This is a genomic window from Pleurocapsa sp. FMAR1 (assembly GCF_963665995.1).
Lineage (GTDB): Bacteria > Cyanobacteriota > Cyanobacteriia > Cyanobacteriales > Xenococcaceae > Waterburya.
In genome coordinates this window covers 62,205-87,246 of record NZ_OY762512.1, presented here as the reverse complement: position 1 = coordinate 87,246, position 25,042 = coordinate 62,205, and the positions used below count along the sequence as shown (strand labels likewise).

Here is a 25,042-nt window from a genome sequence, read left to right as displayed (position 1 = left end):
TTTGAGCAGGGTTCAGCTTGGGAATCCCTTGTCAGGCAGCACAGCCGTTTGTATATTCAGATCTTCCCAACCATCCTGACCTAAAGCTTTTTCGCCCTTGGTCAGCCGTGCGCAACGGCGTTCAAACAATGGTGCTGATTCACCTCGTTTCTGGTGACGGCTTTTTGGGTACCTTAACGATTAGCTATCTAGAAAGTTATTTTTGTTCGTCGGAATACTTATATCTTCTCGCTGCTCTAAGGCAGCAGGTCGTTTTAGCAATTCAACTGACTCGCTTGGCGGAGGATGCAAAACAAATGGCGGTGGTTGAAGAACACAACCGTATAGCGCGAGAAATTCACGATACCCTCGCCCAGACTTTAAATAGTATTTCGCTGCAACTCAATAACGCTCAATACTACTCCACTCATGACCCCGCGATCGCCTGGGACATTATTGAACAGGTCAAAAACTTAGCCCATTCTGGACTAATCGAAGCTCGTCGTTCGGTGTGGTCACTGCATCCCGATGCCGAGCAGTACCGAGATTTAGCAGGGTCGCTACAGCAATCTCTAACTCAACTCACCCTTAATACTGACCTATAGGTTAGCTTCAAGCTGGTGGGAAGGGTGCAGCCTGTGCCACCCGACATCGGCATGAATCTATTACGAATTGGACAAGAAGCCATTACCAACGCCTTGCGTTACGCTCAGGCACAAAACCTGAAGGTAGAACTCAGCTTGGCGACAGATATGATTACCCTTCGTATTGAAGATAAGGGCAAAGGATTTAATCCGCAACTGGCTAACGATCGCCGTGGCTTTGGCTTAGTATCAATGCAGCAGCGTTGCGATCGTTTAGGGGGGCAATTTGCCCTCCACAGTCAACCTGAACAGGGAACCTGTATCATCGTTCAGATTCCACTTACGTCTCCATCATCATGACTTCATCCCCCAAAATCAAAGTTTTAGTAGTTGATGATCATCCGATGGTGCGAAGCGGGTTAATAATGATCCTCGATTCAGAGCCAGGTTTAGAACCTATCGGTGAAGCTAAGACAGGAGTCGAGGCGATCGCAGCGATTCTCCAAGATTTTCCCAACGCACACATCACCATTTTCACTTCCTATGATGGCGACGAAAACATCTATCAGGGGCTGCAAACTGGAGCTAAAGGTTATCTACTCAAAACTGCCGAGCGCGCTGAACTATTAGGGGCAATTCGGACAGTACACGCTAGACAAAATTACGTTTCGACATCTGTAGGTGCTAAATTAGCCAGCCGTATGAATAGTCCACAACTAAGCAAGCGCGAAATTGAGGTGTTAAAGCTGTTAGCCAAAGGCAATGGCACTCAAGCAATTAGTGCTGCGTTATACGTCAGCGAAGGAACGGTTAAATTTCACATCACTAATATTTTGCACAAATTGGACGTGAGCGATCGCACTCAAGCTGTTGTTGCTGCCTACCAACGGGGAATTGTCGATATCTAAAGTAGTTAGAGCAGGTGGAAACGCAACTGTCTCGCAAAGCGCCTTTGTGTTTAAGAAGCTGTCTTGAGACAGTACATGCGGACAAGTACGTGCGGACAAGTACATGCGGGCAAGCCCTTTGTTCGTTTGTCTGCGGAGGGAAAGCCAAGGCGCGTTTTGCGAGACAGTTGCGTTGCGGGGGTTCCCCCCGTTGAGCAAACTGTCGAGGTTGAGTATGAAGTTTCATACTCAAAAGCCGCCGTTCCTGCAAGACTGAGATGCGGACGAAGCGTCCTTTCTCGCTGTTCCACACCCGCTTCGGCAGTTATAATGGGCTAAATATTTTTCCAAAAGTCTTAAAATTTAGAGAATTGAAAAATCTTTCAAAAGCTGATGGCTAACAGCTAATAGCTACCTTAACAGACTAATCTTGTTAACCCGAACTCACGTTAATATTAGTTACCCATTCACCAATTGCCACCCACGTAACACTTCGGCTACACTCCAAGCCTGAGCAAATGCACCTCTAGGCACAAAAGGCGCATCTCCATCAAAGATTTCACTAATGCTTCCCAAACAACCATTTTGTAAGTGATCTGCCATTGGTTCAATAAAACTACGAGCTAGTTGAGGATTGTTATATACTCGCAAATGAGCCTGGACAAAATGTCCAATTAACCAGCCCCAGGTAGTTCCCTGATGATATGCCCCATCTCGTTTATAGCGATCGCCACCATAAATGCCGATATAATCAGGATGGTCGCTAGACAGCGATCGCAATCCATAAGAAGTTAATAAACGTTGAGCAACAATATCCACTACTTGTTTTTGTTGTCGAGCATTTAAAAGCGGTGAGTATCCTTCGCCCAAAGAATAGTCTTTGCTGGTAACAGGTAAGGAGACGGCAAAAATCTGATTAGGACGTAGGGCATCATCATTACCATCAGGGGTATCTAATACGTCATAGCAGTATTGCTTATCTTGATTCCAGAAACGTCCGAAACCCTCTCTGGTTTTGTCAGCCATTTCTTTATATTCTGTCTGTGACTTACCGAGATAGCCAGCAAACTGAGACATAATAATTAAAGCGTTATACCAAAGGGCATTCACCTCTATGGGTTTGCCAATGCGGGGTGTAACTACCCAATCATCTACTTTGGCATCCATCCAGGTTAACTGAACTCCCTTTTCTCCTGCGTAAATTAAACCATCGGCATCGAGATGAATGTTGTAGCGAGTTCCGCGACGATGCCAGTCAATAATCTCAGCTAAAGCAGGAAAAAGCTCGGTTAATAGCTGTTTATCTTGAGTATGAGCGTAGTAGTCTCTAATAGCTTCAAAATACCATAGAGTTGCATCAACGGTATTATATTCAGGGGTTTCTCCTCGGTCGGGAAATACGTTGGGCAACATTCCTCGATCAATATATTTGGCAAAAGTACGCAAGATAACTTTAGCTATTTCAAAACGACCTGTAGTCAAGGTTAATCCTGGTAGGCTAATCATCGTATCTCTTCCCCAGTCTGCAAACCAAGGATACCCCGCAATAACGGTTTTACCCTGAGATCCATCTGCCAAAGGGCGATCGACAATAAACTGGTTCGCTGCTAAAACTAATTGTTCGATCCAACTAGGTATAGTTTTACGCTGATGTCTAGAAAAAAGGTCGATTAACTTTTTGTCCTCTAGTCTCTCCGTCTTCTCCTCCCCCTGTCTCCTATTCTCTTCAGTACTGGCAGCAATTGTCACCGACTCACCTAACTTGAGAGTAACGCTACAGTTTCCTGCATATAAATGATCTTCAATATTACTTAAGCCTCGGTATTCTTCTATTGCCAAAGCAAAATTTTTGTACCATTCATGGTTAATCTGCCAACTTACTATTTCTTGCTCTTTTACCCCAGACAAATATAGATTTGTAGCATCTGCTGATGCCTTAACTCTAATACCCTGCTGTTGATTAACAATTTCAAAATGGCGATTGCTCTCCTGAGTGGTACTATGGCGATCGCGATAATTAACTAAAGCTTTGAGAGAAAGAGTCAAAGGTAGAGTACCACGCAGCATCTTGTAGCGAATATAGGTCGTATTTTCTCCCTGCTGCATCCAGATTCGCTTTTCGAGCTTCGCGTCGGCGCAAGCATAAATCCATACAGGTGTCGTCTCTTCTAAATAGAATTTTTCTAGATATTTATAACCGTGAGGAGAGACTACATCATTCAACCAGCGATTAGTATGCAGAGGGTAGGAATTGCCGTCATAGACGACAGTTTCATCGAGTTTAGCTAGTAATAAAGTTATGCCAGAAGGAGGCTCAAGAGCAGCCAACAGTAAGCCGTGGTAGCTTCTAGTTAATAATCCCGATACAGTACCAGAGGCATAACCACCAATGCGATTAGTTACCAACCATTCTCGCTGTTCGGCTACATTTAAGTCCCCGCAAATTTCTCGACCAAATTTTAGATTCATTTTAATTTAAGTGGAGCTTCAGATCATTAACTTTGGCGGTGTGATAAACAAACATTGTCTCAAAGTTGAATCCAGTTATTAGCATTTTTGAGATATGTTTACTTATCAGATGGCTTTGATTAGTAAAATTTCCAACTAGTAGCAATATAATCCAATTAAATATTGAATTTCTTTTCTTTTCTTGCTTTTTCTGGTCTTTTATTGCCCTATTATGTAAAAAAAGGAGCAGAACAGATGGATTAAGCTACATCTAATCTAATTCTAAATTATTGCTGGTTTGGAACAAGCACTTGAAAATACTTAAATGCGACGGTTTGATCGCTTTTTCTGTACCGATGCTAAAGTTTTATTCAAAGTTGAGTCATTTAAAAATTACAGGAGATAAATCATGAGCGAACTAATTGTAGTTGGTTTTGATAACGAACTAAAGGCCGATGAAGTGCTACACAAGTTAGGAGATATGCAAAAAGAGCATTTAGTCGATCTAGATGATGCCGTAGTCGTTATTAAAAACGAAAAAGGAAAGGTCAAGGTAAAACAGTCTTATGACTTGGTTACATCAGGTGCGCTCAGCGGTGGTTTTTGGGGTTCGCTAATTGGACTTCTATTTCTCCATCCCCTCTTAGGAGTTGCAGCAGGACTTGCTACTGGAGCTTTGAGCGGTGCCTTAACTGATGTAGGGGTTGACGACGAGTTTATCAAAGATTTAGGCAAAACCATAGAACCAAGTACATCGGCTTTATTTCTCTTAGTACGCAAAGCTACTCCTGATAAGGTTTTAGAAGAATTACGTCCTTATGGCGGAAAACTGCTACGAACTTCTCTCTCAAAATCAGATGAGGCAAGTTTAAAAGCTGCTTTAGAAAAAGCAAAAGTCGAAGCATAGTTTTTTTTGGCGTTGGTGATTTAGCGGACGAGCGACTCGTTCAAGAAATGAGGTGACGTACAGAGCGTTTCTGTTCGTAGCTCTTAGCTCTTAGCTTTTTTAATTTAGTTTTAAGATCTGAAAAAATCAAAAATCATCCCTAAGTTCACCAACGCCTAAGTTTTACTTAAAAACAAAGGTAAACGTGATTCAATCTACACTCGCTTTTCTAAGTACTGACCAATAGTAATCTCTTGTCCTGCGCGGGAAATAATAGTTTGTCTAGTGCGATACTTACTACCAACTAACTTGATTTCTTCTTCAAAGACGTTGGAATTATACTCGGTACGCAAACTCATAGTGTCTGGATTAGTAAAAGAACAAACAGCGATAATAGGTTTGGGGGTGGCAAAACCGCGATCGCGATATAGTATATTACCTTTTATCCCAAATACAGTAGAACCAGTAACAGGCTTGCGACTTTCGCTAGTATAGTTGCTTTCCCAAGTAACTTTAGTTCCACAAACTAAGGCTGATAAATCTTCTAATTCATGGCTTTGAGCTAGTTCAGCTAACTCAGGTGCGCCTTGTTCTAAAAATGAAATATTAAGTAAGCTTTCTACCTCTTGAGGTTCTGCGTCTTTGTTAAGACTATAGTAGCGTCTGTGGGAATCCCAACTACCTGCCGACTTACGGAAAAAATCGACTGCTAAAGACTGTAAGGCAATATTTGTTGTTTCCGCAAATACCATTGAAAAACCTCTTTATTTTTTGATTGATTTATATATCAGTCTTTATGTCAAGGAAAAAGACTCTTTGCGTAATATTTCTTAATTTATCACAAATTCATATTACCGCCACTCTTTCTTTGGTTATAGTTTCTTGATAAATTTATTTATCTATATTCGTAATATTTAGTATGTCTAATTATCAAAATCTTTTTGTAAAGCTAGTTACAAGTTTGGCGAGCGCAGTTATCATTAGCTTGTGTTTTATATCCCCTGCAACTGCCGTAACCCAAAAACTACAGCTTAATAGCGCAGCGGGTTACATAGTCGAAACAACGTTTAGCTACGATGAGAATCAAACTCCGATGATAATTAAGGAACAGGGAGTAGGTAAAACTAATGTCATAGATTCAATGAAGGTCAGTTTTTATAAGCCTTCTGGTGAAATAATTGCCAGCTACGACAATATTGTTGATGGAGTTTCTCAGGGAACTTATTTTGAATTTAATTTCGCTCCGACAACCCAAAAACTATTAGGAAATATAGATCTGGGTGGAGAGTCAATAGGGGAAATGTACTTAAAAGGAGAAATTGAGCAAGGACTATCTTTGATTGAAGTGGAGACAACGGGAGAAGAAAAGATAATCGACCGAGTTTATCGATGAACTATGAATAGACTTCTTGCGTGAATATATTTTTTCGATACTAGTTTTAAATTCCTGACTTCTGACCTCTGACTTCTGACCTCTGACCTCTGACCTCTAACCTCTAACCTCTAACCTCATTCTCAACCGATATTTCTGATTCGTGCAAAAGGTCTAATATTACCGTGTCTCAAAAGTTTTAGCAGCATTAGTGGTTATCTGACTATGGAGCGACGTTCTTTACTCAAATGGCTAGAAGGTTTTACAGCAAGAATTTTACTGACTTCAAAAACCAATGCTCAACAAAATAGCGATCGCCCCCGCAAATTATTATCTCTAAGAATAGATGGTGGCAAGCTCGGATACAAATAGGAATTATTCTCATTTGCGAGGCAAAGCGGTTGAGGGTTACATGCGGCTCACGCCTTTGTCCCGATATAGCTATTGCCGAGGGCGTATCCGAGCTTGATTCATTCTCTAGCTTGTCGTCGGGTTCAGCACTAAATACTGCAACTTTCATCATCTAATTTAATTCGGGGAGATTCCTGCGGACTGAAGTGCCATTTCCATAAAGGTGTCGTGAGTGCTGCGTGTTTCTTCGTCTTTCTTCGGTTTCCTTTGCACAAAGCTACCGTCTGGCTGTAGTTCCCAGGCTTTACGGTTGTCTGCTAACATCACTCCCAAGATTTCCTGTAGGTCTTTAAAAATTTCAGGAGATTCAATCGGCGTTACCGCTTCTACTCGACGACTTAAATTGCGAGTCATCCAGTCAGCACTACCAATATAAATCTCTTCTTTACCATTGTTATGAAAATAGAAAATACGAGAATGTTCTAGAAAACGCCCAATTATACTAATTACGCGAATATTATCACTTATTTCAGATTTGCCAGGACACAAACAACAAATACCTCTAATGATTAAGTCTATTTCTACCCCTGCTTGAGAAGCTTTATAGAGAGCTTGGATTATCTGCTGATCGACTAGTGAGTTCATTTTAGCCACAATGCGCCCAGTTTTTCCCTGACGGCAATTTTCTGCTTCACGGTCGATCATTTCAATCATCCGTCCCCGTAAGCTAACGGGTGCAACTAGTAACTTGCGATAAGATTTTTGCCGTGAATAACCAGTCAAGAAGTTAAATAAATCTGTTAAGTCTGCCCCCAATTCTTCTCGACAGCTTAAAAGACCAAGATCGGTATAAATTTTTGCCGTTTTAGGATTGTAGTTTCCTGTGCCGATATGGACATAACGGCGTATTTTTTCTTTTTCTTGACGTACCACCAAGGTAATTTTGGTGTGGGTTTTGAGTCCTGTTACCCCATAAACCACATGAACTCCAGACTTTTCTAATTTTCTTGCCCACAGGATATTATTCTCTTCATCAAAACGTGCCTTAAGCTCAACTAAAACTACCACCTGCTTGTTATTTTGCGCTGCTGCAATTAAAGCCTTAAGAATTGGTGAGTCTCCAGAAGTACGATACAGGGTCATCTTAATCGCTAAAACATCAGGGTCATAAGCAGCTTCAGTTATAAAGCGCAACACAGTATTGCTAAAGGAATGATAGGGATGATGAATAAAAAGATCTCCGTGGCGGATGACGTTAAAAAAGTTTTGTCCTTCACCGCTTTCTTCTTCTTCATTTTCTTTCAACCAACTAAGACGGGGAGGAAGTACAGACTTCCAAGGTTCATCTTTTAGTTCAGGCAAAGGTAATCCTAAAAAGGACATCAAATCTCCTAAACTCAGTAAACCGTCAACATCATAAACATCGCTTTCTTCTAAAGCTAATTCTTGAATAATTGTGCTACGAAGTTCAGCAGGAATAGAAGCTTCAATTTCTAACCGTACCGAAGAACCGCCAATGCGCCGTTTTTGTAGTTCTTTTTCGATCGCCAGTAGTAAATCATCTGCTTCATCTTCTTCTACCGATAAGTCGGCATTACGTGTAACCCGAAAAGCATAAGACTCTAAAATATTCATGCCTGAAAACAAATACTCTAAATTATGAGTAACAATCTGTTCAATTGGCACGCCAGTCCAAATCTCATCTTTGCCTCGATGTTTTTGGCTCAGTTCTGCGGGGAAAGTTACAAAACGGGGCAATACCTGGGGGATTTTGACTCTAGCAAACAATTCTTGCTCTAGGAAGGGATCTTTTAATACTACAGCTAGATTCAAGCTGAGATTAGAAATATAGGGAAAAGGATGAGACGGATCGACAGCCAGGGGAGTCAAAACAGGAAAAATATAGTCTTCAAAAAATTGATTAATGTAGGTTCTTTGTTCTTGATTTAAATCTACATAATTAAGCAGATACACGCCAGACTTAGTTAGTTCTTTCTTTAATACTTTTTCAAAATGCTGATGCTGTTGCTCAATCATGGGGGTGAGAGTTTCAGTGATCGCTTCTAGCTGTTGCTGAGGATTGCGTCCGTCCATAGACAGCTTAGTTACTTCTGCTGCCATCTGTTTTTTTAGTGCTGCCACCCTAACCATAAAAAACTCATCTAGATTAGAGCTAAAAATTGCCATGAACTTGAGACGTTCCAATAATGGTGTCCTTTTGTCTAATGCCTCCGCCAAAACCCTGCGGTTAAACTCTAGCCAGCTTAATTCTCGATTGAAATAATACTTGGGGTCATCAAGATTAATTGCTTTATCAACGGATTTGGTATTGGTCATTGCTTAGTGCTTTAGGAGTTTGCCTATATAGTCTTAGGATATTTTACACAACCTATCTCTAAAATATTGCTCAGATAGAATTGTTTTATCCCTCTATAGTAAGACTTACTTTTTAAGCTTTAGTTAAAGTGGCACTAATAGTTTGAGTCGTTAACTAAAATAGTTTTGAGTCGGGCAAAGATTTGAAAGAATCAATCAAAAATCTCGGTTAAATATATATATAATATTCTTAAGTCATCTGTCGTAATTAATTTAGCCTAATACTAGTTAATTATCTTTTCCTAAGAAAACCGAGATTTGATGGCTGTAAAGCTTAACATCAAAAGCAAACACCATGAGCATGAAAATAAATAATTTATATTAAACATTTAAAATACTCTATCTTCATAAAGATTAAGATGAAGATAAGGTATTTTTTTTAGTATTTGCTTGTGTTGAGCAATATGAAATTGTATATTATCAACATAATACATTTCTTTAGTTGCCTATAGTACTTAACGTAAAAATACTATACAAAGAAGGAGTAATAACGATAACATTAATTTATAGCTAAAGTTGATTAAAATATGTCTAAGATAAGCCAACAATATTTTAAGATTTTTATTCTTTTATCTTGCTACTTGCTATAGTAAGCCAATAGCAACTGCATCATCAAAAGTTATTAAATGTTTTGCAACAGTCAATAACTAAACTTAGTTGAACTTGCTTTTTATAGATTAAACTAGAACAGTATCTTTAAACATTTTATTGTTTAAAAAATAAGTAATTTTAGCTCTGTGGTTTACGACATTTACTAAAGCTAAGTATTTATATATTTAAAGTGAAAATTTATATTCCGCTTCTATATTCGGAAAAAGTAAAAAGACCAGATAGAAAATACTTCTTAAATAATATTATTGGAGAAGATTTTTTAATCCTGCTTTTATCCTTTGCTTATTCAAGTTCTCACCTGCCGCTAGATATTCTTGGCTTATTCTTTTTGCAAATAGCTTTTTGGTGCATTTACGAACTGGGTTATATAGAAAATGACATAATCGGCGAGAAATTTGAGCATAGAGCCGTTCTTTCTTACAATTACAAATGCTATGAATACTCGTTCAGGCTTTGGCAGCCTTGGGTATGGTCTATCGCATTATCTTTTTTCGGCATTCTGGCAATTTCCAAGGATCGAGGTATTAGAAATAGCGCGGGAATAACAACCTTTCATGAATACGGGTATGACTTAAGCTGGGTTTCTCAAGAATTAGTTTTATGGCTTATTTTTTTACTAACCTTGAGGTTTTTATTTCACGTATACAATAAGATTAATAAACAAAGCCGAGTTTGGTTTTATTCATTATTACAGGCCTGTCGATACTTAGGTTTTTTGGCAGTTATGACTACCAATACTGTAGGCTTAATGCTGTTGGTCAGCAACATTGTAACTCGCTCAATTCAGTATATATTGTATCGTTATTTAGGCGGCAAAAATAGCAGCTGGCCAATGGACTTTCCTAGATACTTTTTTTGCTTATTAATCTATCTTTTATTAATCGGCTCAATAGCAGCCAATGAGCGTGACTTATCTTTGATCGTGAACCCTCAAGTGTTTTTGATTGCTGCTTTTTGCCTGTTAAGAGGTACTAAGCATTTTTATAACGTTTTTGTACGCTTTCTTCCCGTGAGTGAAGATGGCTCTAGTCATGTTACCCTAACTAAAAAGTGAAATTATCCAAATTATGTTTTAGTTTGTAATCGATAAACCAAATCATTAAAAGGTTGCCAATTATTGTCTTCACTAATAGCTTGCCATACGGATTCAATAGTGGAACGTAGCAAAGCAGTGGGAGGATTATAAAATAATAAGCGATCGCCTATTATTTTCATTTCTGCTGCTGGTAATTGATTTAAACATTGATGATATGAGTTGCGCCAGCGATCGCTGATCTGCTGAGTAAAAGCAGCATTTTCTAAAATCAAATTGCTGTCTTCTCGCCAACCATAATTAAATTCTTCAGCTATGGCAGCAAAAAAGCCATGATAGCTAATATCAGTACTTTTCAATAATTCAATAGTTTGAGTTAACAACTGAGAGTAAGATGGTTCAGAAGAGGCTTCAACAAGTCGATTGCGAGACAAAGCGGTCTTGTTGGTTTCCAACAAATAGCTATTGTCGAGGGGAGAGTTGCTTTCTGACCGAAAGCCTCTCTCGACTTCAAACCCTAGCTTTTGCAACATCAACATTCGATAGTGTTCTTGATAGCAATCATCGAATTGTGCCAATCCAGCTTCAAGCTCTACTTTGTCTGTAACCATTGCTAGAGGTAATTGCAGCATCTCTAAATTAAATTTACAAATATATGGTTGATTGCCATAGCTGTAGCGTCCACCATAGTCAAAGCTAGCTGCTGTAAAACGAGGATTATAATTGGGAATAAAAGCATAGGGGCCGTAATCAAAGCTTTCCCCTGTAATTGACATATTATCGGTATTGAGTACGCCGTGGCAAAAGCCTGCTGCCATCCATTGTGCTGCTAGTTGGGCAACTCTAAGAACTAATACAGCGTAGAATTGGTGATATTTAGCTTTAGTATCAACAATATCACCATAATAGGTGTCAATAACGCTATCTAATAGCTTTTTAATCAAATCTGGACGCTGAAGATAGTGAAGTCTTTCAAATGTGCCAAAACGAATATGAGAACTACTAAATCTCACCATTACAGATGATCGCGTTGGAGAAGGTTCATCACCACGCCATAAAGATTCCCCTGTTTCAATTAAACTTAAACAACGAGAAGTTTTTACTCCTAATTGGTGTAAAGCTTCGGCAGCCAAAACTTCTCTTACTCCACCTTTGAGGGTTAGCTTCCCATCGGCAGTACGAGAATACGGAGTTCTGCCTGAACCTTTAGTCCCTAAATCGTACAGGTTACCGTCTTTCCCTCTTATCTGTCCGTACAAAAAGCCTCTGCCATCACCTAAAAAAGGGTTATACGCACCGAATTGATAACCGTGATAGCGTAAAGCTAAAAAAGGGTGTACTCCTGAGAATTTACCAAAAGCTTTAATAAAATCAGCATCGTCAACCTTGGCTGGCTGTAAACCTAATAAAGGTAACAATAAATCGTTGCGAAAGCGTAACCAATGTGCAGGAAACTCATCCGCTGCCACTAGATCATAATAATCATCTCCCAAATTCTCCATCACTGGTTCATATTCAAGATTGAGGAAAGGATTGGGATTAATTTCCATATATAGTTACAAGATTAGACAATTAACTGGCTTTAGAATTAATGTATCGTCTAATCACTCAATTCACTTAACTTATTTATCTCATGGCAGACCCGATCATGTATCAAGAGGATGGCTATGTTGTCCTCGAATCAGACCGCACAGAACAATTTATGACTGCTGAAGAATTAAAAGCCAAACTGGTTAATCTTCTGTTATTAGAAGAAATAATTATTCCTAGAGAATTAGAGAAGTTTGATTCGCTGGAGTTGCAGGCACAGCATTTATTAGATAATTATTTTGAGTTAGATATAGGTGCAGATCAATATTTGCAGTGGTACGTGGTGCGTTTAAATAACGTGAGTTCGACATAAGCAAACAAGACAAAAGAGAAGACGGACAATACTTGGAGACGCACTCTTGATTTAGTCGCTTTTGGCGGTAAATGGGCGTATGCAATCAACCTATTAAAATTTATACACGGGTGTTTCTACAGAGCGATTTTTTACATCTCCTTGATTGCCCCAACTTCTATTTATAATCACATCTTTTTTATCTGAATCCGACTCAGAAATATTATACTGACCTAGTTTATTCAGATTATTGTCTAGAGATTTAGATTCTGATGCGCTAGAAAAACCCCAGTTACTATGCCCAGCTTCAATACCCTCAAGATAACCAGAATTATAATCATTAGGGGTTGAGTTACCAGCAGGTGTGGTGGACGAATTCCCTGTGGATTGTGAAGGATTAGTCTGGGCATTTGCCTGCACGCTATAAACACTTGTTAATAAAAGTCCTAGAGCGATCGCAATATATTTGCGTATAAATTTTGTGTTAGAAGTAGTAAGCATAAGAAGTATTTAATAATTAATACCAAACATCTTAGAAATTTATACGACTTATGACATCTCTACAAAGACATATTTTGCCATCTATCAAAAGTAGTAAAGATGCAGTTAGCAAAAGCACTTGTATCTTTTACTGGACGTACCTCATCCCTTCAAACAAACGGTTTGAGCAGCTTACGAGCAATTGCCAAATCAAGAATAGAACGAGCGATCGCAAAACAGATAATACTTTGAAAGACTAAAAATAATAAAGATAATAGCTCAGATAAAACAAAGTTTACCTCAACCAGGGCAAGTCCTCTAACCAAGCCAAATGCCAATACTGCACCATCATTTAAATGAAAGTTGCGATCGTCGCGAATAATATACCGATAGGTAACGCCAAATAAAAAACCGCTAATTGCACCAATAGCTAGCTGTATCGGCAATTGCCAGTTTAATACTGCTGTTGTTTCTTGCTCTATCAGTAGATCGATAATTAAAGTCTTAATCAAAACAATCACTAATTCGGCGACAGTAAAAGCGATCGCACCTAATATTCCTGCTTTGACAGATTCTATTCTTTCAGTTACTAAACTAGGCACAATCCTCACCACAAAAGACCACTTAAGAAGTATGATAGGGTTTATATTGCCAGATTAATTACATATTTCCCAAAAATACTAATATGGATATTTTGACGCTAGGCTGGGTGACAATCCTGGCTTTGTTTACATGGTCGATTGCTATGGTTGTTTGGGGTCGTAACGGATTCTAAGTCGTGGAAACAAACCAATTACTAAACACTCTATTTCTTGCTGCCGTAGGCATCCTAGGGCTAGTTAGTTTGGGGATTTCATACCTAACTATAGTTCGATGGCGCGATCGCCGTCGTCAAGGGCGCGATAAGCGAGGCGAAGCCTAAAACTCAACAAAAGCAATATTTGACCATAGTAGGGATGCTATTTTTAGTGTCCCTACAGTTTTTTAGATTTGCTATTTGTCAATTTACGGGCTAGCTTATCTTTATGCTAAATTTCTCTGAAATTAACAATGATAATTGTTAAATGAAATAAAATGACTAAAGCCGTTGTTAAGTTCTCTTCTGAAGACTGTGGTGTCTGCCACAAAATGTCTTTTTATGATGCCAAAGTTGCTAAAGAACTAGATTTAGAATTTATAGATGTCAAAATGCAGGATGCTTCTACCTATCGTAAGTATCGGCAAATTTTGATGGCGCAATATCCCAATAAAGAAGAAATGGGGTGGCCAACATATATCGTTTGTAACTCCCCTGAAGCAGATTTTCAAATTCTTGGCGATGTTAAAGGTGGTCACCCTAAAGGAGAATTTCGCAAACGTTTACAGGCTATCTTAGACGTTGTTAACTGAATGTATGATTGCCAAGAAGCTAATAGCTGATAGCTAAGAGCCAAGAGCTACGAAAGGTATTATTTTGTACGTTACTACTTAAATCAGCAACGCCGTTTATTAAGTTCACCGAATCAGTTCAAACTCATCAAATTTGATTGCAGAAGAGTTTGGTTTACGGGTGTCATAACGATAGCTGCTAACTGTTCCTGTTTGAGTTTCCAGAATACTAAATACAGTAATATCGTTACTAGCAATATATGGTAGAGGCTCACCTAATTTATCAGTAATAGGAGCAATGCTGGGTACGATTGGGTTTAAACCATTTGGATCGCCTATTTCAGCGTAGTTGTGTTGATTGTAAGTAGGAATTGGTCTTTTATTATCTCCCAAGTGCGCCCCGTAACTATTACCCACATTAGAAGACTCCAAAAAGTGCATTCCCGAATCACTTTCAAAGCGATTCCATAAATGAGAATGCCCATAATAAACTAGCTGTACTTCTGCTGATTCGAGTAAGGGAATTAAATCACGAATGATATAGTCATTTTCAATTGGGTAGTCATAATATCGCCCAATTACCTTGTCGTCTTCAGCGTAATAAAGCTTGGGCTGCGGATCGGTATAGGCTGGAACAATATTACCCCCTAAAGTATGAGGCGGATGGTGCAGCATGACTATTTTATATTTTGCCTGTTGATAGGCTTCGCTAGCTAATTCCTGTTTTAGCCACTCATATTGGGAACTTCCCTGGGCTATAGGTTCAAATATATGTTGTCCATATCCCCATGCTTTGGAGTTTTCGAGGTCTAAATCGCTTTCTTTGTACCTGCCTTGCTCATCCGCTTCTAAACTAGGGCTGCGCCAAACATTAGTTACATATAGAGAAATCAACCTGATATCACCAAAGGTTGTGGCATAATAACGCTTTGTGCCATTAGTGTTTTGGGGGAGGCTAAATATCTCCTCGTAGGTATCGGTATTGAATGAGTTATTCTCGATCCAGCCGGCTTTAAATTCTGCATTATTAGCAGGATTGATTTTTGTCGCCACAGATTGATAAGACTCTGTAGCTACCTTACGAGGAATAGGATTATTAAATACTTCCTTCAGCTTTGCTTCGGTAGAAAATCGCCCCATAACCTCATGATTACCTATGGCAGTAAATAAAGGAGCGTGTTGAATAATTTCTCCTCCGCGATAGATAGTTTTGACACCATTACTTTCCAGTTCATAATTAGCTTTACCCTGTAAAGCAGGAAAAAATGCTCCTCCACGGCGATCATCAAACCATTCTGAAGCGCGATCGCTAACGTTAACTAAATCTCCTGCAAAGAAAACTGCATCCACTTGACCTACAGTTTTTACAACCTGTTCTAAGTTAGCCGTCGTCATAGGCATAAGCTGATGATCTGAAGTGAGTAAGATTTTTAAAGCTATTTCTTTTGTAGGTAGACTAGCAAGAGTAAAAGCTTTGCTACTGATGTTTTTTTGCCCGCTTCTACTAATTACTTTATAGGGCAGACGTTGGTTAGGAGTTAAGCCTTTGATAGTTGCTTCATGTCGCCAAATATTTCTAGAAGTAGATTGAGTGGGAGGATTATCTAATTGCGAGTCTGGATCTTCTCTAACTCGACTTAGTTTAGCAGTATTGGCAACAGCTTGTTGCTCAAATCTTGTGCCATATTTAACTAAATGGCGATCTCCTGCAAATTCTGTGAACCAGACAACATTTACAGTTGTTTGGGTCGGTAGCTGGAGAAAAGGATCGCTCAACAAGGAATCATTCATATAGCTAGGCACTTGTTTTTCAAAAGCAAAAGTCATAGAAGAAAAATAAACAACGCTTAACGCTAGGATAATTAAGGTTAGCCATTTGAGTTTACTGCTTTTCATCAAATTGATTAATAACTTAAATTAACTAGCAAACAACTACTTACTAAGGGTTTCACTTAATTATTGTTTATGTTTTAAACGGACTTGCTCAAATTATTCAGTACAGTTGACTAATAGTTATTATTTTGATTTCAAAACTCTATAAACTAGATATATCTAGCTTTTGGTATTGAATATAGTTAGCAATACTAAGATACATTTATAAAGTTAAGATAACTATACAAACAGGGCTATTTTATTCTCGAAAGCCAGAGAATAAATTCTCGCATCTTATATATTAAGTCCGTTTAAACGGACTTGGACTTTAAGCCAACTCGCGCGTTCCTTAGCTGCTTACCAAGCAGCAAGGTCGCTCGTTAAATTCATTTCTTGGTTGATTATAGTCAGAATGAAATAGCCTTGCTATACAAATAATCTAAAACACGATTAAGAAAGCTCGTTTTAAAAACTGCATATATTTTCGGCATTGTAATATTTACGAGCAAAACACTCTTCCTGTAAGCTTTTTAGAAAATAAGTAGAAATATTCTTGGGTAGATAAAGATTATTTTAGCTTTAATAAATACTGTTTTACGCCACTTAAATCAACGGTTTTAATAGCTTTTCTGGAATTAGCTTTTTAATAGTTTGATAAAGACAAGAAAAGAATTAGTTATTTTTAACTATACTTGTCTATAATGATAAGTAATAAAAAGAGTAATTTTAATAAGCTATTTAGTCAAGCTGTATAGAAACATTAGTGTTTTGGTATTTCAGCTATTTTATAAACAATCAGTAAATTATAAATATTGTGTGCTTTGTGGTGTCCTTCTTATGTATCCCACTCCTTGTTTTTCAAGGGTGGGATTTTTTCTGTTTATTGTTACCAAGCCTGAAACTTTTACTGTAATTAAGATTGAGAAAATATCAACCAATAAAAGTAGATCTACTATTTAATTAACCTTGCAGTTTTTTACCTAACATTTGATTTGTCAATTTAGGATCGGCGCGTCCACCAGTTTTCTTCATTACTTGCCCCACAAAGAAACCTTTGAGCTTAGTTTTACCATTACGAAATTGCTCTAACTCTTGGGGATGGTTAGCAATCACTTCATCAATAATCTTTTCAATTTCGTCCGTATCAGAGATTTGAATTAAACCTTTTTTCTCAACTAAAGCTTTTGCCGAACCACCTTTGGTTAACAAGTCTGGTAAAATTTCTTTACCAATTTTGCCACTAATTGTTCCTGCCGTAATTAAACTAACAAGTTCTGCTAGGATTTCAGGCTTTAATTCAGTTTCGGTAATCTTAAGATTATTACTGTTTATATAAGCTGCAATATCTCCCATTACCCAGTTAGCAACCTGTTTAGTGTCTCCGCCAGCAGCGATCGCCGCTTCAAAATATTCCGCCACGGTGCGATCATCTGTTAGTACTCTAGTATCATAAGCTGACAAGCCCAATTCAGATTCATAGCGATAACGTTTAGCTATAGGAAGTTCTGGTAATTCTGCTTTCCAGGTTTCTAATTGTTTAGAAGATACTTCAATGGGAGGTAAATCGGGTTCTGGAAAATATCGATAGTCGCTGCTGCCTTCTTTGAGGCGCATACTCTTAGTTCGTTGTGAGCCTTCTTCCCAAAGACGAGTTTCTTGATAGATCGGTTCGCCATTTTCTACAGCTTCAATTTGCCTGTCAATTTCGTAATCGATCGCCTTTTGAATTGCGCTAAAGGAATTCATGTTCTTGATTTCTACTTTAGTGCCAAATTGCTCTTGACCCACAGGGCGCACAGAAATGTTCACATCACAGCGCAAAGAGCCTTCTTGCATCTTGCCATCACTAATGCCTAGATAAAGCATAATACGGCGTATTTCTTGGGCGTATTCGGCTGCTTCTTTGCCTGTACGCAGATCTGGTTCGGAAACTATTTCTACTAAAGGTATGCCAGCACGATTAAAGTCTACCAGGGAATAAGTAGAACCATCAATGCGATCGCTACCGCCGTGGGTTAGTTTCCCAGCATCTTCTTCCATGTGTAGGCGAGTAATGCCAATTTTTTTTCTGATCGGTTCGGTATTAGGTTTTTCGGCAATCTCAATTTCAATCCAGCCATGTTCGGCGATCGGCAGATCGAATTGAGAAATTTGATAATTTTTGGGTAAATCAGGATAAAAATATTGCTTACGGTCAAATTTACTATAGGGAGCAATTTGACAGTTAAGAGCTAATCCAGCTTTGACGGCGTATTCCAGCACTTTTTCATTTAATACGGGGAGTACTCCTGGATATCCTAAACAGATAGGAGAAATATTAGTGTTGGGGTTATCGCCATCAAATTTAGTAGATTCGCGACTAAATATTTTAGTTTTGGTACTGAGTTGACAGTGAGTTTCTAAGCCAATTATTGCTTCATACTCTGTCTTAGGGAGTGCAGCGCTAGTCATAAATCTTTAACTTGATAAGAAGTAGTTTTTTTATTTTATCTGTTTTACTTCTTTTCAAAACACTACAAACTTGGTCAGTAGATCTCGCCAATCTAATTCTGTTTCTCAACTCCAAAGCTATTCACACGTGAATTGATGTGCAACTACTTCTCGCAGAAAGGATTTAGTTTCAGCATCTGCAATACCGCAAAATAATAAGACAGATTTAAACAAGCTAGAAATTTTGCTGGCAAATAATCCAGTTTAGCGCAAGCGTTCAACCCAGTTTAAACCCAAAAAAGCTCAGCTATTTCATAATGTAAGACTAATGAACTTAATCATATACAAATAAAATGAATCTCTCAAAGCTTTCTGAATTTTGACTTCCTGCCGTCACAGTTAACTTTAATCGTCCCTACCTATTTATTAGACTATCTCTAATAAGTTTTAAAAGCGAAATTCAAAGCAATATAAGACGGCGATTTCAATCATAATTCAGATGATTTTAGCCATTGTTTACATTTTGAGTAGAAACTCTAGGTAAAGCAATAGTTTCGTTTCCTGGAGGTAAATCGGTACGAAGCCTAGTTGAGTTATTGCTTCCTAGCTGCTGCATTAAACTAGCCATCTCTAAGGCATTTAGGGCATAGTTCCAACCCAAATTACTTTTGATACCTGCACGCTCTAGGGCTTGTTGCATAGTATCAACAGTTAGCACCCCAAAAATAACGGGAATGCCTGTCTGAAAACTTGCTGCTGCTACCCCTTTAGCAGCTTCAGAGGACACATAGTCGAAGTGAGGAGTCTGTCCACGAATTACTGCACCGAGGCAGATAATAGCGTTATAACCACCAGAAAGGGCTAACTGTCGGGCTACCATAGCAATTTCGTAGCTACCTGGAACCCATACATAGTCTATCTGACCATGATCGGGATCGATGTTTATACCGTGACGTTTTAGACAGTCTTGACAGCCTGAAATAAGTTTTTCTGTAACCAGATCATTAAAACGACCAATGACGATCGCCATACGCCAAGTAGATATATCCCCTGTGAAAGTCCCTTCAAAAACAGCCATAAGCTAATGTTCGACAATAAGTATAGTAATTTTGTATGTTTAATCTTAAATAAGGCGATCGCTCTGCTAGCAAAGCGATCATCTTGATAAATTTATTCTTTAAATAACAAAAAAGTTTAAAACAGCAACTGCTATAACCAAAACAGTCCAAATTCCCGAACCAACGTAGATCAAGGATTTGGACTGTTCCCAGTTCTGGGGGGAAGCATAGGCAACTGGCACGCCAATTACCATGACAAACGAAAATAAAACTAAAACAGCTAATGCCAACTGAAATAAAATAGTCATTGTTTGATTCTCCTAAATGTAAGATAGCCAAGGTCAACTGGCAAATCTTTAAATAATGTTTTAATTTGGTTTTTTTTCCTAATATATTACGCTACCAAAAATTGACTACATCTGAGAAGGGATCTTTGACACTATGCTAGATAACTTTACTCAAACCTCTGTAAACTTTGTAAGATAGAACAATCTTGAATTTACCAGAAAGCTTTGATTTTTCTGATAAATTTAGGTAAAAATTACTAAAATTTCCCGATCATAAATGTTAGATTTTCGAGCTAGCGGTGTTCTGCTTCATCCAACTTCTCTGCCTAGCCGTTTTGGCATCGGCGATTTGGGCGGGAACGCATATCAATTTATCGACTTTTTAGCCAACAGCGACCAACAGATATGGCAAATTTTGCCAATTGGACCCACTGGTTACGGAAACTCACCATATCTATCTTATTCTGCTTTGGCAGGAAATCCGCTATTAATTAGCCCTGAAATTTTACAAGGTCAAGGATTATTGACCACGGAAGAATTAGACAGACTACCTGACTTTCCTGTAGATCATGTTGATTTTGGCTCGGTAATTGATAGTAAAATGCCTTTGTTACGACTGGCAAGCGATCGCTTTAAAGAACAGGGTTCAGAAACAGATAAAGAATTTCAACGCTTTTGTGATGGTCAAAATGACTGGTTAAGTGACTATGCTCTGTTTATGTCCCTCAAGAAGGTTCATAATAATGCCAGTTGGAATCAATGGTCACAAGATATTGCTTATCGTCAGCCTCAAGCCATGGTCAAGTGGGCAAATGAGTTGGCTGACGAGATATTCTTTCACAAATTTGTCCAGTATCAGTTTTTCTCTCAATGGAAGAACCTCAAGCACTATGCTAATCAAAAAGGAGTAAAAATATTTGGCGATATTCCTATTTACGTGGCGCACGATAGCGTTGATGTTTGGGCGCACAACAAAATCTTTTGTTTAGATCAAAAAACGGGAGAAGCAACATTAATGGCTGGTGTTCCTCCAGATTACTTTAGTGCCACTGGTCAACTCTGGGGTAATCCTGTCTACAACTGGGAAGAACTAGCCAAAACAGACTTTAAGTGGTGGATTAGGAGAGTTGAAGGCATCCTAGAATATGTAGACATTATTCGTATTGACCATTTTAGAGGGCTTCAAGCATACTGGGCAGTGCCTCAAGGAGCAGATACGGCAATGGACGGTACATGGCTTGAGGCTCCTGGAGATGAATTTTTTCAACAGTTAGAAAAACAACTGGGTAAGCTACCAATTGTGGCGGAAGATTTGGGAGTAATCACGCCAGAGGTAGAAGCGTTGCGTGACAAATTTGGTTTTCCAGGCATGAAAATTATTCAGTTTGCCTTTGATTCTGACCGTGACAATGGTTTTTTACCTTATAACTATACAGACCGCAACTGTGTTGTTTACACTGGTTCTCACGATAACAATACTACTGTAGGCTGGTATGAACAGCGATCGCCTGAAGATAAGGCTAAGGTCATAGACTACTTAGGCTGTATTGGTCAAGATGGTATTCACTGGGCATTAATTCGCATGGCACTGGCTTCTGTGGGAAATACGGTGGTGTTGCCGTTTCAAGATATTCTAGGATTAGGTACAGATGCTAAAATGAATACTCCTGCTCAACCTACAGGAAATTGGTCTTGGCGTTGTCGGGTAGAGGCATTCAATGACGAGTTGAGCGGTCGCTTGCGACATCTAACTTATCTTTATGGACGCACGCCAGTGAACATTGAGCATTGACGAGCGACCCCCTAAAGGGTTCAACAGTTTGCTTATGCCGGGAAACCCTTTCGACACTTTGCTCACCCTCGACAATCAAGGGGTACCCCCCGCAGGTACCTCAACGGGGGGAACCCCCGCAACGGTTTTGCGAAACAGCCTTGCAGGAGGGTTTCCCTCCGCAGAGGACTGTTGAGGGTGTCTCGCAACGTGTCATAGACGAGGCGTGTTTTGCGAGACAGTCCGTTGGCGGGGTTCCCCCGCTTAAAGGAACTGTCGAGGTTGGGTCAGAGTATTCTGTCCCAAAAACTGCCGTCCGCAACGCAAGTGTCTCACCACCGCAACTGTCTCACCGCGTCGCCGTCAGAAGTCAGACCCCGCGTCGGCGTAAGACGCAAGGGAATGCTGACTTAGCAAGGGAACGCGCGAGTTGAACAGTTAGGAGCGAACAATCCTTAGCTCTTAGTTTAAAGGCTAAAAGCTAAAAGCTAAGAGCTAAGAGCTACGAACTAGTAAGCTTTAAACGACGCTAATTCACTTAAAGCGTATATTATGAGTTGGATTATTTTCAATGTTGTCGAAAAAATTAGACCTTACTCCCAAAGAGAAGAGTCAAGACTAGCTAAGGCAGTGGCAGCTAATGATGTTGCTGCTCTCAAAAAGCTATTGGAGCAGGGAGTAGATCCCAATACAAAAATAGTGGGGCAAGCATCTCAATCACTGATATTTTCGGCATTTGAGAAAGTTTGGTTCACCTTGCCTCAGGAGTTAATTAGCGATCGCTCAAGAAGCAGTTATTATATTACAGCCAAAGAGAAGTGTCTGCGGTTACTACTAGAATATGGAGCAAACCCAAATGTAAGGAATAGTTTGGGGCGTAGTGTTTTAGAAGTAGCTATTCTCTGGTGTATGCCTCATATTGTTAAGCTATTATTGCTTCATGGAGCAGATCCTAATTTTAGCGATAAAAATGGCATTACTCCTTTGATGAAAACGGCTATCTTAGGTATTCAAGATGCCAGACCAATCGAGGACAAGTTACAAATAATTATGCACTTAATCGAAAGTGGTGCAGAAATCGATGCTCAAACGCCAAATGGTAAGACTGCTTTGATGTATGCCACTGGCAACGCCAGAATGGAAATAGTTGAGTTATTGGTTAGTAGCGGAGCATCTTTATCAGTTACAGATAGTTAAGGAAATCAAGCCAGGGACATAATTAGTCGAGAAGTTAGCCGAGAACAAAGAATTTATGAATTTATTTAAAAAAAATTTTGGCATAGTCTCAATTAAACCCAATTAAATATAAAAATAAAAATGTCTGAGGCGAGGAAATGAGAGAAGACTCCCGCGCATGGTTCAGCATCAAAAAGCATTACATACGGAAGCGCGCCTTTGTTTGCGCCTGTTGAGAATCTGTAATTCTACATCTATTACCCTATCTACCTCACAGCTACCAAGAACTTTTTCTATTGTAGTTTTATTTTCCGAGAGTGACAGAAGCGGGGTAATTATAAAAAAATAAATCTACAAAATCGCTTGTTTTGCTGTGTAAACATATAAGGTGATGCAAATTACGTAAAAATTGCTACAGCCTGGAAATACAAAAAAGGTTCTAATTACTCATAACGAAAATATTGGTTACAGTTATGGTAATTTCCTCAAGTACAAACGCTACAGATAAAGGGATTAATCTTAACTCCTGGCGAGGAAATCTGAGCGAATTAGATTCAAGATGTAGGGATTGTGGTGGTTTTCACCTAACGGACGATCACTAGAAATTCATAACAGAGGGTATGCTCAAAGATCCAGTAAACATGACGAAGATCTGACAGAAATGGGTATTCATTGAACATATTTGGAACAAACAGCGTAAAACTGCCGTGATGATTACTCACAGCATTGAAGAAGCTTTGCTGCTGTCCGATCGCATTGCCATGATGACTAAAGGACCTGCTGCCAAAATTTCCCAAGTTTTAGAAGTCCCTTTTTCTCGTCCTCGCGATCGCACTACCGTCGCCAACCATCCCGATTATCCAAAGCTAAAAAAAGAAATGGAAGACCATTTGTATCGAGAAACTAGGGCGGTAGAAAAATTAAGAATTAAACCGTAGGGGCGAACGGTTGTTCGCCCTCCCCAATTAACGAAAAACAAGGAGCAAGAATTATGCCTATTTCAGAAATTACTGAAAAACTATTAGCAGCTAAAAAAGAAAAAGGTATTACCTTTGAGGATTTAGAAAAAGCAGTGGGACAAGATGAAACCTGGATTGCTTCAGTTATCTATCGTCAAGCTAGTGCAGATATGGACGAAGCAACCAAAATCGTTACTACCTTGGGCTTACCAGAATCAATGGCTGAACCTCTTACCGTAGCACCTCTAAAAGGTTCTCTCGATCCTCAAATACCTACCGATCCATTGATCTATCGTTTTTACGAAATTATGCAGGTATACGGAATGCCTATCAAAGCGGTAGTCCATGAAAAATTTGGGGATGGAATTATGAGTGCGATCGACTTTTCGGTGGAAGTAGAGAAAGTAGAAGATCCTAAAGGCGATCGCGTCCAAATAGTGATGTGCGGGAAATTCTTGCCTTATAAAAAATGGTAAATTTATGTATCTAACACCAAAAGAAATGGAGCGCTTGACGATATTTACCGCTGCGGAAATTGCTCGTCGTCGTAAAGCAAAAGGGATTAAATTAAACGTCCCTGAAGCGATCGCCTATATTACCGATGTCATGGTAGAAGGGGCGAGGGAAGATAAAACCGTAGCTCAATTAATGAGTGAGGGGGCCCAATTACTGACAATGGATGATGTCTTACCAGGAGTAGCAGAATTGATTCCCTTAATTCAAGTAGAAGCACATTTTCTTGATGGCACAAAGTTAATTAGTATTCATAATCCGATTAGATCGCTTTAGCGGTCTGCCATTAACCACTAATCACTAACTACTAAATAATGATTCCAGGTGAAATATTTTTTGCAGAGGATGAGATTGAAATTAATGCAGGTAGAGAGAAGAAAACGATCGCGGTAGATAATACAGGCGATCGCCCGATACAAGTAGGTTCTCACTTTCATTTCTTTGAAGTCAATCGAGCCTTAGCATTTGACCGCCCTGCTGCTTTTGGGTTTCGTTTGGATATTCCTTCGGGGACGGCAGTTCGTTTTGAACCTGGAGATACCAAAGAAATTACTCTAGTTGCTATTGGAGGAAATAGACGAGTTATCGGACTTAATAATTTAACCAACGGTGTATTGGATAATCCTGAAACTAAGGCTCAAGCGATCGCTCAAGCCCAACAATCGGGTTTTTATCAATAACTATAAGGGCGAATCGCCCCTACCATTGACCATTAACG

Annotated in this window: 26 protein-coding genes and 1 pseudogene; 17 read left to right on the top strand and 10 right to left on the bottom strand. The window is 39.1% G+C overall.

What is annotated here, in order from left to right; translation table 11 throughout:
* Positions 1–17: 17 nt before the first annotated feature.
* The 3 genes from SLP02_RS00460 to SLP02_RS00450 are packed head-to-tail and all read left to right on the top strand — an operon-like array spanning position 18 to position 1,471.
* Positions 18–584 carry a sensor histidine kinase gene (locus SLP02_RS00460; protein WP_319418695.1) on the top strand — a complete coding sequence of 189 codons (567 nt, stop codon included), beginning with the start codon at positions 18–20 and terminating at the stop codon, positions 582–584.
* Between the two features lie 15 nt (positions 585–599).
* Positions 600–923 carry a sensor histidine kinase gene (locus SLP02_RS00455; protein ID WP_319418694.1) on the top strand — a complete coding sequence of 108 codons (324 nt, stop codon included), beginning with the start codon at positions 600–602 and terminating at the stop codon, positions 921–923.
* Positions 920–1,471 carry a response regulator transcription factor gene (locus SLP02_RS00450; protein WP_319418693.1) on the top strand — a complete coding sequence of 184 codons (552 nt, stop codon included), beginning with the start codon at positions 920–922 and terminating at the stop codon, positions 1,469–1,471. The genes SLP02_RS00455 and SLP02_RS00450 overlap by 4 nt, the downstream gene beginning before the upstream one ends.
* Before the next feature lie 438 nt (positions 1,472–1,909).
* Here the strand turns inward: SLP02_RS00450 and SLP02_RS00445 are convergent, their stop codons facing one another.
* On the bottom strand, positions 1,910–3,919 hold the full coding sequence (locus tag SLP02_RS00445; protein WP_319418692.1) for an amylo-alpha-1,6-glucosidase: 2,010 nt from the start codon (positions 3,917–3,919) through the stop codon (positions 1,910–1,912).
* Positions 3,920–4,307: 388 nt separating this feature from the next.
* Here SLP02_RS00445 and SLP02_RS00440 point away from each other — a divergent pair, with 388 nt between their 5' ends.
* A complete protein-coding gene (locus SLP02_RS00440) occupies positions 4,308–4,805 on the top strand; it encodes a DUF1269 domain-containing protein (protein WP_319418691.1) in 498 nt (165 codons plus the stop codon).
* A gap of 194 nt (positions 4,806–4,999) precedes the next feature.
* On the opposite strand, the gene SLP02_RS00435 is transcribed toward SLP02_RS00440, so the two are convergent.
* Entirely contained in the window at positions 5,000–5,536 is a 537-nt protein-coding gene (locus SLP02_RS00435) for a phycobiliprotein lyase (protein WP_319418690.1), read from the bottom strand.
* A gap of 167 nt (positions 5,537–5,703) precedes the next feature.
* Between SLP02_RS00435 and SLP02_RS00430 the strand changes: the two genes are divergently transcribed.
* Together SLP02_RS00430 and SLP02_RS00425 are read left to right on the top strand one after the other, a co-directional pair.
* A complete protein-coding gene (locus SLP02_RS00430) occupies positions 5,704–6,177 on the top strand; it encodes a hypothetical protein (RefSeq protein ID WP_319418689.1) in 474 nt (157 codons plus the stop codon).
* A gap of 204 nt (positions 6,178–6,381) precedes the next feature.
* On the top strand, positions 6,382–6,528 hold the full coding sequence (locus tag SLP02_RS00425; RefSeq protein WP_319418688.1) for a hypothetical protein: 147 nt from the start codon (positions 6,382–6,384) through the stop codon (positions 6,526–6,528).
* A 156-nt stretch (positions 6,529–6,684) separates the two neighbouring features.
* Here the strand turns inward: SLP02_RS00425 and ppk1 are convergent, their stop codons facing one another.
* Positions 6,685–8,844, bottom strand: a complete 2,160-nt coding sequence (ppk1, locus tag SLP02_RS00420) for a polyphosphate kinase 1 (protein ID WP_319418687.1) — start codon at positions 8,842–8,844, stop codon at positions 6,685–6,687.
* Between the two features lie 820 nt (positions 8,845–9,664).
* Here ppk1 and SLP02_RS00415 point away from each other — a divergent pair.
* On the top strand, positions 9,665–10,549 hold the full coding sequence (locus tag SLP02_RS00415) for a hypothetical protein (RefSeq protein ID WP_319418686.1): 885 nt from the start codon (positions 9,665–9,667) through the stop codon (positions 10,547–10,549).
* Positions 10,550–10,560: 11 nt separating this feature from the next.
* On the opposite strand, the gene SLP02_RS00410 is transcribed toward SLP02_RS00415, so the two are convergent.
* Positions 10,561–12,078, bottom strand: a complete 1,518-nt coding sequence (locus SLP02_RS00410; protein WP_319418685.1) for a protein adenylyltransferase SelO — start codon at positions 12,076–12,078, stop codon at positions 10,561–10,563.
* An 83-nt stretch (positions 12,079–12,161) separates the two neighbouring features.
* Between SLP02_RS00410 and SLP02_RS00405 the strand changes: the two genes are divergently transcribed.
* Positions 12,162–12,431: a chlororespiratory reduction protein 7 gene (locus SLP02_RS00405; RefSeq protein ID WP_319418684.1), complete on the top strand. Its 270-nt coding sequence runs from the start codon at positions 12,162–12,164 to the stop codon at positions 12,429–12,431.
* A gap of 93 nt (positions 12,432–12,524) precedes the next feature.
* On the opposite strand, the gene SLP02_RS00400 is transcribed toward SLP02_RS00405, so the two are convergent.
* Positions 12,525–12,911, bottom strand: coding sequence for a hypothetical protein (locus tag SLP02_RS00400; RefSeq protein ID WP_319418683.1), 387 nt, complete (start codon positions 12,909–12,911; stop codon positions 12,525–12,527).
* Between the two features lie 149 nt (positions 12,912–13,060).
* The gene (locus tag SLP02_RS00395) at positions 13,061–13,492 is read right to left on the bottom strand and encodes a hypothetical protein (protein ID WP_319418682.1); all 432 of its coding nucleotides are present in this window, start codon (positions 13,490–13,492) and stop codon (positions 13,061–13,063) included.
* A gap of 83 nt (positions 13,493–13,575) precedes the next feature.
* Between SLP02_RS00395 and petN the strand changes: the two genes are divergently transcribed.
* From petN to SLP02_RS00380, 3 genes are all read left to right on the top strand, one after another.
* Positions 13,576–13,665 (top strand): cytochrome b6-f complex subunit PetN, encoded by a 90-nt coding sequence (gene petN, locus SLP02_RS00390; RefSeq protein ID WP_229640413.1) that lies wholly within the window; start codon positions 13,576–13,578, stop codon positions 13,663–13,665.
* Between the two features lie 3 nt (positions 13,666–13,668).
* Positions 13,669–13,812, top strand: a complete 144-nt coding sequence (locus SLP02_RS00385) for a hypothetical protein (protein WP_319418681.1) — start codon at positions 13,669–13,671, stop codon at positions 13,810–13,812.
* A 152-nt stretch (positions 13,813–13,964) separates the two neighbouring features.
* Complete coding sequence (locus SLP02_RS00380; protein ID WP_319418680.1) at positions 13,965–14,279, top strand: thioredoxin family protein; 315 nt, start codon at positions 13,965–13,967, stop codon at positions 14,277–14,279.
* A 105-nt stretch (positions 14,280–14,384) separates the two neighbouring features.
* Here SLP02_RS00380 and SLP02_RS00375 read toward each other — a convergent pair whose 3' ends face one another.
* The 4 genes from SLP02_RS00375 to psbZ all read right to left on the bottom strand — a co-directional run bounded on the left by SLP02_RS00375 (position 14,385) and on the right by psbZ (position 19,926).
* A complete protein-coding gene (locus SLP02_RS00375; protein ID WP_413467299.1) occupies positions 14,385–16,085 on the bottom strand; it encodes a metallophosphoesterase family protein in 1,701 nt (566 codons plus the stop codon).
* Positions 16,086–17,090: 1,005 nt separating this feature from the next.
* Positions 17,091–18,581 carry an Asp-tRNA(Asn)/Glu-tRNA(Gln) amidotransferase subunit GatB gene (gene gatB / locus SLP02_RS00370; protein ID WP_319418678.1) on the bottom strand — a complete coding sequence of 497 codons (1,491 nt, stop codon included), beginning with the start codon at positions 18,579–18,581 and terminating at the stop codon, positions 17,091–17,093.
* A 484-nt stretch (positions 18,582–19,065) separates the two neighbouring features.
* Positions 19,066–19,638, bottom strand: coding sequence for a 6,7-dimethyl-8-ribityllumazine synthase (gene ribH, locus SLP02_RS00365; protein WP_319418677.1), 573 nt, complete (start codon positions 19,636–19,638; stop codon positions 19,066–19,068).
* Between the two features lie 99 nt (positions 19,639–19,737).
* Positions 19,738–19,926: a photosystem II reaction center protein PsbZ gene (psbZ, locus tag SLP02_RS00360; RefSeq protein ID WP_319418676.1), complete on the bottom strand. Its 189-nt coding sequence runs from the start codon at positions 19,924–19,926 to the stop codon at positions 19,738–19,740.
* Positions 19,927–20,182: 256 nt separating this feature from the next.
* Between psbZ and malQ the strand changes: the two genes are divergently transcribed.
* The 6 genes and pseudogenes from malQ (at position 20,183) to SLP02_RS00330 (ending at position 25,004) form a co-directional block, all read left to right on the top strand.
* Complete coding sequence (malQ, locus tag SLP02_RS00355; RefSeq protein WP_319418675.1) at positions 20,183–21,697, top strand: 4-alpha-glucanotransferase; 1,515 nt, start codon at positions 20,183–20,185, stop codon at positions 21,695–21,697.
* Positions 21,698–22,228: 531 nt separating this feature from the next.
* A complete protein-coding gene (locus SLP02_RS00350; protein ID WP_319418674.1) occupies positions 22,229–22,873 on the top strand; it encodes an ankyrin repeat domain-containing protein in 645 nt (214 codons plus the stop codon).
* A gap of 650 nt (positions 22,874–23,523) precedes the next feature.
* A pseudogene (locus SLP02_RS00345) lies at positions 23,524–23,790 on the top strand (ABC transporter ATP-binding protein); the annotation flags it as partial.
* Positions 23,791–23,843: 53 nt separating this feature from the next.
* The gene (gene cynS, locus SLP02_RS00340; protein WP_319418672.1) at positions 23,844–24,287 is read left to right on the top strand and encodes a cyanase; all 444 of its coding nucleotides are present in this window, start codon (positions 23,844–23,846) and stop codon (positions 24,285–24,287) included.
* 25 nt (positions 24,288–24,312) lie between these two features.
* Positions 24,313–24,600, top strand: coding sequence for an urease subunit gamma (locus SLP02_RS00335; RefSeq protein ID WP_413467060.1), 288 nt, complete (start codon positions 24,313–24,315; stop codon positions 24,598–24,600).
* A 38-nt stretch (positions 24,601–24,638) separates the two neighbouring features.
* Positions 24,639–25,004, top strand: coding sequence for an urease subunit beta (locus SLP02_RS00330; protein WP_319418670.1), 366 nt, complete (start codon positions 24,639–24,641; stop codon positions 25,002–25,004).
* Positions 25,005–25,042: the final 38 nt, after the last annotated feature.